Raw genomic sequence first — 11,246 nt, forward strand, 5'->3', positions numbered from 1 at the left:
TGTCAATGAAATGTGTAATTGTCAATCCAATCTTTCCAAAAGACAATACCGAGAGTCCACTGCGGTGGTTTTTTGCCTTTTGGAGTTTGGTGTGAGCCTTTCTGCAGCACCCGCCGTCCGCACCGAGCGTGCGGGCGATATCCTGGTTGTCACCCTCGACCACCCGCCGGTCAATGCCCTGAATGTGGAGGTGCGCCGGGGTCTGCTTCAGGCCGTGCAGCAGGCGCAAGCCGACGCGCAGGTACGCGCTGTGCTGATCGTGGGCGCCGGTCGCGCCTTCATCGCTGGCGCGGACATCCGCGAATTTGGCAAACCACCGCTGCCACCCAGCCTGCCCGAGGTGTGCAACGGCATCGAAGCCTGCGACAAGCCTGTCATTGCCGCCATCCACGGCCCGGCGCTGGGCGGGGGGCTGGAAATCGCCATGTCCGCCCACTACCGGCTGGCCCTGGGCGATGCCCGTCTGGGTTTGCCCGAAGTTCAGCTTGGCCTGCTGCCAGGTTCGGGTGGCACGCAGCGCGCGCCCCGTTTGATGGGTCTGCGCCCCGCCGTGGAGCTGATGCTCAGCGGCCGCCACATGGGGGCCCAGGAAGCGCTGGACGTGGGCCTGATCGACCGCCTGGCCGAAGGCAGCGATGTCCGCGCGGCCGGTCTGGCCTATGCCCGGGAGCTGCTGTCTGCGGGCGTTGGCGTGCGCCGCACCCGTGATCTGGACACGCTGTTCCGCGACAAGGCCGAATCGTTGGCCACGCTGGAAGCCTTGCGCAGCGAGACCGCCAAAAAGTCACGCGGCCTGTTCTCGCCGCTCAAGGTGATCGAGGCGGTGCAGGCCGGTCTGGACCTGCCGTTTGACGAAGCCCTGAAATTCGAGCGCCAGTTGTTTTTGCAGTGCATCGACAGCCCGCAGCGCGCCGGGCTGATCCATGCTTTCTTTGCCGAGCGCGAGGTTGTCAAAGTGCCCGAGGCACAAGCCGCCAAGCCGCGCGCCATCGCTTCGGTGGGCGTGGTGGGTGGCGGCACCATGGGCGCGGGCATTGCGGTGTCGGCGCTCGACGCCGGCCTGAGCGTGACCATGGTGGAGCGCGACGACGCGTCGATCGCGCGTGGCCGCGCCAATGTGGAAAAGGTGTACGACGGCCTGGTGGCCAAGGGCCGCATGACGCCCGAAGCCAAGGCGGCCGTGATGGCCCGTTACACCGGCAGCACGCAATACGAAGCGCTGGCCCCGGTGGACCTGGTGATTGAAGCCGTGTTTGAAGATCTGGCCGTCAAACAGGCGGTGTTTGCCGAGTTGGACCGGGTCTGCAAGCCCGGCGCGGTGCTGGCCACCAACACGTCTTACCTGGACATCGACGCGATCGCGGCGAGCACTGCGCGCCCGCAGGACGTGATTGGCCTGCACTTTTTCTCGCCGGCCAACATCATGAAGCTGCTGGAAATCGTCGTGCCCGCCCAGGTGGCGGCCGATGTCGTGGCCACGGCCTTCGAGCTGGCGAAAAAGCTCAGGAAAGTGGCTGTGCGCGCCGGGGTGTGCGACGGCTTCATCGGCAACCGCATCCTGGCGGTGTACCGTGCCGCGGCCGACCACATGATGGAGGACGGCGCTTCACCCTACGAAATTGATGCAGCGGTGCGCGACTTTGGCTACCCCATGGGCCCGTTTCAGGTCTCGGACCTGGCCGGCGGCGACATCGGCTGGGCCACGCGCAAACGCCGTGCACCCACCCGCGATCCCCAAGCCCGTTATGTGCAGATTGCCGACCGCATCTGCGAGCGTGGCTGGTTCGGCCAGAAAACCGGCCGTGGCTATTACCTCTACCCGCAAGGGGCCCGCACGGGTCAGCCCGACCCCGAAGTGCTCGCCATCATCGATGCCGAACGCCAGCGCGCCGGCATCACCCCGCGCAGATTCACACCCGAAGAGATCATGCGGCGTTACATGGCGGCCATGGTCAACGAAGGGGCCAACGTGGTGGCGCAAGGCATTGCGCTGCGCCCGCTCGATGTGGATGTGACCTTTTTGTACGGCTACGGTTTTCCGCGTCACCGTGGCGGGCCGATGAAATACGCCGACATGGTGGGCCTGGACAAGGTGCTCGACGACATCCGCGAGTTCGACAAGGCAGATCCCGTGTTCTGGAAGCCCTCGCCCCTGCTCGAACGCCTGGTGGCCGAAGGCCAGAACTTCGACAGCCTGAACCGCCTTTGAGTCACCTCTGACCCACCCGATTTCAGTTTTCAAGGAAAGGACACGCCATGCGTGAAGCCGTCATCGTCTCGACCGCCCGTACCCCTCTGGCTAAATCCCACCGGGGCGAATTCAACATCACGCCCGGGCCCACGCTGGCCGCGTTCGCCGTCCAGGCGGCAGTGCAGCGCTCTGGCATCGACCCGGCCCTGATCGAGGACGCCATCCTCGGTTGTGGCTACCCCGAAGGCATCACCGGGCGCAACGTGGCGCGCCAGGCCATCATCCGCAGCGAGCTGCCGTTGTCGATCGCCGGCACCACCATCAACCGCTTTTGCGCTTCCGGCCTGCAGGCGATTGCCATGGCCGCAGGCCGCATCGTGGTTGACGGTGCGCCTGCCATGATCGCCGGGGGTGTGGAAAGCATCTCGGGCATCCGCTCGCGCGACGATGGCAACTCGGGCATGGACCCCTGGATTTTGGAGCGCAAGCCCGAGCTCTACATGGCCATGATCGACACCGCCGACATCGTGGCCCGCCGCTACGGCATCAGCCGCGAAGCGCAGGACCGGTTCTCGGTCGAGAGCCAGCGCAAGACGGCCGAAGCCCAGGCCGCAGGCCGCTTTGACGACGAGATCGTGCCTTGCACCACGGTCATGGCCGTGACCGACAAGGCAACCGGTGTGGTGAGCCAGCGCGAAGTGACCGCCACGGTCGACAACTGCAACCGCCCCGGCACCAGCTACGAATCGCTGGCCAAGCTGCAGCCCGTCAAAGGCCCTGAGCAGTTCATCACCGCCGGCAATGCCTCGCAACTGTCTGACGGGGCATCGGCCTGCGTGCTGATGGAAGCGGGCGAGGCTTCGCGTCTGGGCCTGCAGCCTTTGGGTGCCTTCCGCGGCATGGCGGTGGCCGGTTGCGAACCTGACGAAATGGGCATCGGTCCGGTGTTCGCTGTGCCCAAGTTGCTGGCGCGCCATGGCCTCAAAGTCGATGACATCGACCTGTGGGAGCTCAACGAAGCCTTCGCCTCGCAGTCCATCTATTGCCAGCAAAAGCTGGGCATTCCCGACGAGCGCTTGAACGTCAATGGCGGGGCCATTTCCGTGGGTCACCCCTTCGGCATGACCGGCGCGCGCCTGGCCGGACATGTGCTGCTCGAAGGCCGACGCCGCAAAGCCAAGTACGCCGTGGTCACCATGTGCATCGCGGGCGGTATGGGCGCTGCGGGCCTGTTTGAAATTTACTGAGGAACGACATGGATCTGAACTTCACCCCCGAAGAAGAAGCCTTCCGCGCCGAGGTGCAGGCTTTTCTGAAAGAGAAACTGCCCCAGCGCATCGCCAGCAAGGTCAAGGCCGGTCAGCGCCTCTCCAAAGCTGACCAGGATGAGTGGCACGCCATCCTGAACGCGCGTGGCTGGTATGCCAACCACTGGCCCCAGGCCTGGGGTGGCCCCGGCTGGGGCGCGGTGCAGAAATTCATCTTTGATCACGAGTGTGCACTGGCCGGCGGGCCGCGCATCGTGCCTTTTGGTGTCAACATGCTGGGGCCTGTGCTCATCAAATACGGCAACGAAGCGCAAAAGCGTTACTGGCTACCACGCATCTTGAGCGGCGAGGACTGGTGGTGTCAGGGCTATTCCGAGCCGGGTGCCGGCTCCGATCTGGCCTCGGTCAAAACCACGGCCGTGCGCCAGGGTGAGCACTACATCGTCAATGGCCAGAAAACCTGGACCACCCAGGGCCAGCACGCCAACATGATTTTCTGTCTGGTGCGCACCGACCGCGACGCCAAGCCGCAGGAAGGCATCAGCTTTTTGCTGGTGGACATGAAGAGCCCGGGCGTGGAACTGCGCCCGATCCGCACGCTCGACGGCGACCGCGAAGTCAACGAAGTCTTCTTCACCGATGTGAAAGTACCGGTCGAAAACCTGGTGGGTGAGGAGAACAAGGGCTGGACCTGCGCCAAATACCTGCTGACTTACGAGCGCACCGGCATTGCGGGCGTGGGTTTTTCGGTGGCGGCACTCGAAAAGCTCAAGGTGGTGGCCAGCAAGGTGCACCGCAACGGCAAGCCTCTGAGCCAGGACCCGCTGTTTGCCACCCGCATGGCCAAGGTCGAGATCGATCTGGAGAACATGAAGACCACCAACTTGCGCGTGATCGCTGCGGTGGCCGGTGGTGGCGTGCCGGGAGCCGAGAGTTCCATGCTCAAGATCCGCGGCACCGAGATCCGCCAGGAAATCCTGTCGCTGATCCGCCGTGCCATGGGGCCGTATGCGCTGCCCTACATCGAAGAGGCCCAGTACGAAGGCTACACAGATGAGCCCGTGGGCCCCAAGGAAGCCGCCACGGCCGCTGCCAATTACTTCAACTACCGCAAGCTGTCGATCTTCGGCGGCTCCAATGAAATCCAGAAAAATATCATCTCCAAGATGATCCTGGGACTGTGAGGCCCACGCGATGAATTTCGAACACACCGAAGACCGCCGCATGCTGGCGGACTCTCTCAACCGTTTCGTGGCCGAGCAATACGGCATCGAGTTCCGCAACCACCATGCCTATGGCGAGCAGGGCTTTGCCGCAGAGCGCTGGCAGCAGTTTGCCGAGCTCGGCGCCATCGGCGCGCTGTTTCCCGAAGCCGTGGGCGGCTTTGGCGGTGCCGGCTTTGACATTGCCGTGGTGTTCGAGTGCCTGGGCCGTGGCCTGGTGACCGAACCTTTCCTGGGCGCCTTGATGGTCGGCCGTGCGCTGACTGCCGCAGGCAGCGAGGCCCAGAAGGCACGCATGGCCGAACTGATCGATGGCAGCACCGTGGCCGCGCTGGCTCACGATGAGCCGCAGGGCCACTACGAGCTGGAACGCGTGGCCACCCGTGCCGAGCGTCAGCGCGATGGCTGGGTGATTTCGGGCCGCAAGGCGGTGGTGGTGCACGGCCAACACGCCCAGCTGCTGCTGGTGTCGGCCCGCACTTCGGGCGCGGTGGACAGTGCAGAGGGCATCTCGCTCTTCCTGGTGCCGGGCGATGCCGCTGGTGTGCAGCGCCGCAGCTACAGCCGCATCGACGGCGGCAGTGCCTGCGAGCTGGTGCTCGACCAGGTGCGTGTGGATGCCAGCGCATTGCTTGGCACCGAAGGCCAGGGCCTGGCCGTGCTGGAGCAAGCGGTGGGCTGCGGTGTGCTGGCGCTGTGTGCCGAGGCCGTGGGGGCCATGGACGTGGCCAAACAAAGCACGCTCGAATACCTGCAAACGCGCAAACAGTTTGGTAAACCGATTGGCAGCTTCCAGGCCCTGCAACACCGCATGGCCGATCTGCTGCTCGAGGTGGAGCAGGCGCGCTCGGCGGTCATCAATGCCGCCGCCGCCCTGGACGCTGACCGCATCACCCGGGAACGCGCGCTGTCGGCGGCCAAGTTCACCATCGGTCGTATTGGCACGCGGGTGGCCGAAGAAAGCATCCAGCTGCACGGCGGCATCGGCATGACCTGGGAGTTGCCGCTGTCGCATTACGCCAAGCGCCTGGTCATGATCGACCACCAGCTCGGCGACGAAGACCACCACCTGGCCCGCTACATGGCCCTGGGTGCAGAGGGCTGAAGCCATGGACATGCCACTTGAAGGCGTGCGGGTCCTGGACCTGTCGCGCGTGTTTGCAGGCCCCTTGTGCGGGCAGGTGCTGGCCGACTTCGGTGCCGAAGTCATCAAGGTGGAGCATCCCGGTCGCGGGGACGATACCCGTGACTGGGGCATGCGCATCGGCAAGACGGAGACGACCTACTACAACAGCATGAACCGCAACAAGCGGTCCATCACCGTGGATCTGCAGACGCCCGAAGGACAAAAGCTGATCCACGACCTGCTGCCGCAGTTCGACGTCGTCATTCAGAACTTCAAGACCGGCGGCGCCGACAAACTGGGTCTGGGCTATGCCCAGCTGAAAGCGATCAGGCCTGACCTGATCTATTGCTCGGTGGCCGGCTACAACAGCGCCGGACCTGAAGCCAAACGCCCGGGCTACGACCTGGTGATCCAGGGCGAGGCCGGCCTCATGGCCATCAACGGCGAAGCCGGGCAGGCCCCGCTCAAGTTTGGCGTGGCCGTGGTGGACATGATGACCGGCATGTACGCCGCCCAGGCGGTGCTGGCGGCACTGTTCCGTCGTGAGCGCACGGGCCAGGGTCGGCACATCGAGATGTCGCTGTACGACTGTGGCCTGATGGTCACAGGCTATTACGGCCTGGACGCCATGCTGCTGGGCCGCGATCCCCAGCGTTACGGCAACGCCCACCCGTCCATCGTGCCTTACGGCATGTTCGAGGCGGCGGACGGTCCGCTCATCATCGCGGTGGGCAACAACAGCCAGTTTGACAAGTTCTGCCGTGAGGTGGTGCAGCGCCCCGACATCGTGGAGGACCCGCGTTATGCCACCAACGTGGAGCGTGCCAAAAACCGGCTCACGCTGCTGCCCATGATGATGGCACTGATTCGCAGCTTCCCCCGCGACGTGCTGCTGCAGCGCCTGAGCGCGGCAGGCATTCCCTGCGGCAAAGTGGCTGGTCTGCACGAAGCGCTGACCAGCGAGCGCACCCGCCAAGGCGGTCTGCTCCAGGAAATGCCACACCCGGTGGCCGGCAGCACCCATGTGTTCGCGCCACCCTACCGGCTTGACGGCGAACGCCTGCCGATCCGCAACGCGCCACCCACGCTGGGCGAAGGCACCCGCGAGGTGCTGCAGAAATTACTGCAGATGTCCGAGCAGGCGCTGCAGGATTTGCAAACCAGGGGGGTGCTGACGCTGCCCCCCTCCCAACCGAACTGACGCTTTTTTTTCAGAGGAAGTACCTTCATGAACATCATCCGATGCACTCGCCGCGCCCTGTTGGCTGCACTGCTGCCGCTGGTGGCGACCACCGCTCTGGCCGATGCCTGGCCGAGCCGCCCCATCAAGCTCGTTGTGCCATTTCCGGCGGGCGGCCCGACCGACACCGCTTCGCGCATCCTCGGCCAGAAACTGGCCGAGCGGCTCAAGCAGCCTGTGGTGGTGGAAAACCGTGCCGGGGCTTCCGGCTCGATTGCTGCCAAGCAGGTCATGGACAGCCCGGCCGATGGCTACACCCTGATGATGCTGGCCACGCCCACGCTGCTGGCCCCCCACATCTACAAGAAAACCGGCTACGACACGGTGAAAAATTTCACGCCCGTGGCCACCATTTATGACCTGCCGATTGTGGTGGTGGTCAACCCTGCCCAGATGCCCAGCGTGACCGATGTGCAGCGGCTCATCACGCATGCCAAGGCGCGACCTGGTCAGATCAACTACACCAGCTCCGGCCCCGGCAGCTTTGGACATCTGAGCATGGAACTGCTCAAGGAGCTGGGTCAGTTTGACATGCAACATGTACCCTATAAGGGCGGTGTGCCGGCCATCACCGACACCATCGGCGGCCGGGTGCCTGTGATGTATGCCGACCTGGTGGCAGCCCTGCCGCATATCCAGTCGGGCAAGCTGCGTGCGATTGCGGTCGGCTCGCCGCAACGCGTGGCCATGCTGCCGCAAGTCAAGACCATTGCCGAGCAAGGTTTCAAGGGCTTTGATGCCGTCTCCTGGGGTGGCCTGCTGGCCCCCTTGGGCACCCCCAAGGAAGTGGTGGCGCGCCTCAACAAAGAGGTGACAGAAATTCTGGCTGACAAAGCGGTGCAAGAAAAGATGCTGACCGCTGGCGCCATCGCCAATTATCAGAGCGCTGAGCGCATGGCTGCCCGCATCCAGGGCGACTACGACAAATGGGGCCGAGTGATTCGCAACAAGTCCATTGGTGTGGACTGAACAGGAGCACAGAGATGAACGTTTTCAAAACATCGATTTTCAACCGCCGCACCCTGCTGGTCGCCGCAATGGCACTGAGCACTGTCAGCGCCTGGGCCCAGGCTTACCCCAGCAAGCCCATCAAGCTGATCGTGCCTTACGCCGCTGGCGGTGCAACCGACATCACAGCCCGCACTCTGGGCGAGAAGCTCGCTACTCGCCTGGGTCAGCCCGTGCTGGTGGACAACCGCGGTGGCGCCGGTGGCGTCACCGGTACCGACCAGGCCTTGAAGTCGCCGGCGGACGGCTACACCTTCCTGGTTTCGTTGGGCACGACCATGCTCATCAACCAGTACCTGTATGAGAAGCTGCCCTACAACCCGCAAAAAGACCAGGCCTTGATCACGCAGATCGCGCTGGCACCAGTGGTGCTTTTGGTCAACCCGCAACTGCCGGTGAACAACGCGCCCGAACTGATGCAGTACATCGAGCGCAACAAAAGCAAGCTGGCCTACGGGTCCTGGGGTATGGGCTCGTATGCCCACTTGGCCGGTGCCTGGCTGTCGGACAACTTCAAGGCCGACATGAACCACGCCGCTTACAAGGGTGAAGCCCTGATGCTGCAGGACCTGGTCGGTGGCCAGATCCAGATGACTTTCGCCAGCCTGCAGTCAGCACGTCCCTACATCGAATCGGGCCGACTGAAGGTGCTGGCGGTCACTGGCATGCAACGCATGCCTGCGCTGCCCAAGGTGCCCACCATGATCGAGCAGGGCATCAAGGACGAGGTGTTTCGCGTCACGGGTTGGGTGGGCATGAGTGCACCTGCCAAGGTCCCGGCCGATGTGCTCAACCGCGTGGCCACCGAAGTGCGCGCCATCATCGCGCAGCCCGATGTGCGCGAGCGCATCCAGCAAATGGGCTTCATTCCCGTGGGCAGCACGCCCGAGGAATTCGCAGTCCAGTTCAAGAAAGACGCCCCGGTCTGGGAACGTCTGGTCAAACTCTCTGGCGCCAAGCTCGATTGAGCGGTGCTGTACACCCAAGGAGACATCATGAAAATTCTCGTTCCCGTCAAGCGGGTGGTGGACTACAACGTCAAGGTCCGTGTCAAGTCCGATGGTTCGGGCGTGGACATTGCCAACGTCAAGATGAGCATGAACCCCTTTGACGAAATCGCCGTCGAAGAAGCCGTGCGCCTGAAAGAGAAAGGCGTGGCCACCGAGGTCATCGCCGTCTCTTGCGGTGTGGCCCAGTGCCAGGAAACCCTGCGCACCGCCATGGCCATTGGTGCCGACCGCGGCATCCTGGTCGAGGCCCCCGCTGACCTGGACCTGCAGCCTCTGGCCGTGGCCAAGCTGCTCAAGGCCCTGGTGGACAAAGAGCAACCCGGCCTGATCATCCTGGGCAAACAAGCCATTGACGACGACTGCAACCAGACGGGCCAGATGCTGGCCGCGCTGGCCGATTTGCCCCAAGCCACCTTCGCCTCCAAGGTCGAGATCGTGGACGGCAAGGCGCAAGTGACCCGCGAGATCGACGGCGGCCTGGAAGTGCTGAGCATCAGCCTGCCTGCGGTGATCACCACCGACCTGCGACTGAACGAGCCGCGCTACGTCACCTTGCCCAACATCATGAAGGCCAAGAAAAAGCAGCTCGACACCTTCAAGCCGGAAGACCTGGGCGTTGATGTGACCCCCCGCATCAAGACCCTCAAGGTGGCCGAGCCCGCCAAGCGCAGCGCCGGCATCAAGGTGCCTGACGTCGCCACGCTGGTGGACAAGCTCAAGAACGTGGCCAAGGTCATTTGAACAAGCTGTTTTTGTAGGAGCCAGCCCTGCTGGCGATAGGCCTGTCAAAGTCTGCAGACCATCGCTTGCAGGCAAGCGCCTACACCAACCCCTATTCATCAAGGAAAAAACATGACATCCCTTGTGATTGCAGAACACGACAACGCCTCGATCAAAGGCGCGACCCTGAACACCATCACCGCCGCTGCCGCTTGCGGTGGTGATGTGCATGTGCTCGTCGCTGGCCACAACGCCGCTGCTGCCGCGCAAGCCGCTTCCAAAATAGCGGGCGTGGCCAAAGTCATCCACGCCGACAGCGAAGCCCTGGCCCATGGACTGGCCGAAAACGTCGCGGCGCAAGTGCTGGTCATCGCTGGAAACTACAGCCACATCCTGTTCCCCGCGACGGCCGCAGGCAAGAACGTGGCCCCCCGCGTGGCGGCCAAGCTCGATGTGGGCCAAATCAGCGACGTGACGCAGGTCATCTCGCCCGACAGCTTCGAGCGCCCGATCTACGCCGGTAACGCCATGGCCACGGTGCAGTCCACCGACGCCACCAAGGTGATCACCGTGCGCACGACCGGCTTTGACGCCGCAGCCGCCACAGGTGGCAGCGCTGCCGTCGAATCCGCAGCCGCCCAGGCCGACAGCGGCAAGAGCAGCTTCAAGGGCAGCGAGATCGCCAAGAACGACCGCCCTGAACTCACCGCCGCCAAGATCATCGTCTCGGGTGGCCGGGCATTGGGCAGCGCCGAGAAGTTCAACGAAGTGATGACGCCGCTGGCCGACAAGCTGGGCGCGGCCATTGGCGCGAGCCGCGCAGCGGTCGATGCCGGTTACGCCGCCAACGACCTGCAAGTGGGCCAGACCGGCAAGATCGTGGCGCCGCAGCTGTACATCGCCGCAGGCATCTCGGGCGCGATCCAGCACCTGGCGGGCATGAAGGATTCGAAGGTGATCGTGGCGATCAACAAGGACCCTGAGGCCCCGATCTTCAGCGTGGCCGACTTCGGCCTCGAGGCCGATCTGTTTGCGGCTGTGCCGGAGATGGTCCAGACAATTTGATGTCTGTCATGCCGTTGCTGGCGGCAATCTGGCCAGGGGCTGTATGGGGTGGAATGCCCAAGCGTTTCAACGGTCTTCGGCCCTTTGACCGTCTTGAGCGAAAGGGCTGGCGCGCATTCGGGTCAGAAAACGACCGCCCCCATGGCAGAGCCATTTCTGCGGCAGGGATGTGGGCGGCGGGATTGTGGACAGTCTCACGAGAAATTCAAACCTCGGGAGATTGAACCCAAACAGTCGCTTCACTTGGCCATCGAACAATGCCCCCCACTGTTGATTGGCTTTGAAAACTGAGCCACTTTGATGGGAATTTGCATCCAAATTTGAGCCGCTTCATTGGCCTATCCTGCTTATTTTTTGAGCAAGGGTGGCCGGGAGTGATCAACGTGGGAACTTTG

9 protein-coding genes are annotated in these 11,246 nt (G+C 63.6%); all 9 read left to right on the plus strand.

The annotated features are described in order from the left end of the window. Positions 1-91: 91 nt before the first annotated feature. The 9 genes from B9Z43_RS16365 to B9Z43_RS16405 all read left to right on the plus strand — a co-directional run bounded on the left by B9Z43_RS16365 (position 92) and on the right by B9Z43_RS16405 (position 10,851). Positions 92-2,209: a 3-hydroxyacyl-CoA dehydrogenase NAD-binding domain-containing protein gene (locus tag B9Z43_RS16365; protein WP_233250081.1), complete on the plus strand. Its 2,118-nt coding sequence runs from the start codon at positions 92-94 to the stop codon at positions 2,207-2,209. 47 nt (positions 2,210-2,256) lie between these two features. Beyond that, positions 2,257-3,438 (plus strand): acetyl-CoA C-acyltransferase, encoded by a 1,182-nt coding sequence (locus B9Z43_RS16370; protein ID WP_108326988.1) that lies wholly within the window; start codon positions 2,257-2,259, stop codon positions 3,436-3,438. A gap of 8 nt (positions 3,439-3,446) precedes the next feature. Next, positions 3,447-4,643, plus strand: a complete 1,197-nt coding sequence (locus tag B9Z43_RS16375) for an acyl-CoA dehydrogenase family protein (RefSeq protein ID WP_108326989.1) — start codon at positions 3,447-3,449, stop codon at positions 4,641-4,643. Positions 4,644-4,653: 10 nt separating this feature from the next. Next, complete coding sequence (locus B9Z43_RS16380) at positions 4,654-5,787, plus strand: acyl-CoA dehydrogenase family protein (protein WP_108326990.1); 1,134 nt, start codon at positions 4,654-4,656, stop codon at positions 5,785-5,787. A 4-nt stretch (positions 5,788-5,791) separates the two neighbouring features. After that, positions 5,792-7,009 (plus strand): CaiB/BaiF CoA-transferase family protein, encoded by a 1,218-nt coding sequence (locus tag B9Z43_RS16385; RefSeq protein WP_108326991.1) that lies wholly within the window; start codon positions 5,792-5,794, stop codon positions 7,007-7,009. A 27-nt stretch (positions 7,010-7,036) separates the two neighbouring features. Next, on the plus strand, positions 7,037-8,017 hold the full coding sequence (locus tag B9Z43_RS16390) for a tripartite tricarboxylate transporter substrate binding protein (protein WP_108326992.1): 981 nt from the start codon (positions 7,037-7,039) through the stop codon (positions 8,015-8,017). 14 nt (positions 8,018-8,031) lie between these two features. Next, positions 8,032-9,024 carry a tripartite tricarboxylate transporter substrate binding protein gene (locus B9Z43_RS16395; protein ID WP_108326993.1) on the plus strand — a complete coding sequence of 331 codons (993 nt, stop codon included), beginning with the start codon at positions 8,032-8,034 and terminating at the stop codon, positions 9,022-9,024. A 27-nt stretch (positions 9,025-9,051) separates the two neighbouring features. Next, the gene (locus B9Z43_RS16400) at positions 9,052-9,807 is read left to right on the plus strand and encodes an electron transfer flavoprotein subunit beta/FixA family protein (RefSeq protein ID WP_108326999.1); all 756 of its coding nucleotides are present in this window, start codon (positions 9,052-9,054) and stop codon (positions 9,805-9,807) included. 111 nt (positions 9,808-9,918) lie between these two features. Further along, a complete protein-coding gene (locus tag B9Z43_RS16405; protein ID WP_108326994.1) occupies positions 9,919-10,851 on the plus strand; it encodes an electron transfer flavoprotein subunit alpha/FixB family protein in 933 nt (310 codons plus the stop codon). Positions 10,852-11,246: the final 395 nt, after the last annotated feature.

Origin of the sequence: Limnohabitans sp. MMS-10A-192 (assembly GCF_003063335.1) — a bacterium.
Taxonomy (GTDB): Bacteria; Pseudomonadota; Gammaproteobacteria; order Burkholderiales; family Burkholderiaceae_C; genus Limnohabitans_A.

Excerpts from the sequence above, each read along its gene's own strand:
- B9Z43_RS16390 (WP_108326992.1), top strand. The coding sequence starts at position 7,037 with ATGAACATCATCCGATGCACTCGCCGCGCCCTGTTGGCTGCACTGCTG.
- B9Z43_RS16405 (WP_108326994.1), top strand. The coding sequence starts at position 9,919 with ATGACATCCCTTGTGATTGCAGAACACGACAACGCCTCGATCAAAGGC.
- B9Z43_RS16385 (WP_108326991.1), top strand. The coding sequence starts at position 5,792 with ATGGACATGCCACTTGAAGGCGTGCGGGTCCTGGACCTGTCGCGCGTG.
- B9Z43_RS16400 (WP_108326999.1), top strand. The coding sequence starts at position 9,052 with ATGAAAATTCTCGTTCCCGTCAAGCGGGTGGTGGACTACAACGTCAAG.
- B9Z43_RS16380 (WP_108326990.1), top strand. The coding sequence starts at position 4,654 with ATGAATTTCGAACACACCGAAGACCGCCGCATGCTGGCGGACTCTCTC.
- B9Z43_RS16395 (WP_108326993.1), top strand. The coding sequence starts at position 8,032 with ATGAACGTTTTCAAAACATCGATTTTCAACCGCCGCACCCTGCTGGTC.
- B9Z43_RS16370 (WP_108326988.1), top strand. The coding sequence starts at position 2,257 with ATGCGTGAAGCCGTCATCGTCTCGACCGCCCGTACCCCTCTGGCTAAA.
- B9Z43_RS16375 (WP_108326989.1), top strand. The coding sequence starts at position 3,447 with ATGGATCTGAACTTCACCCCCGAAGAAGAAGCCTTCCGCGCCGAGGTG.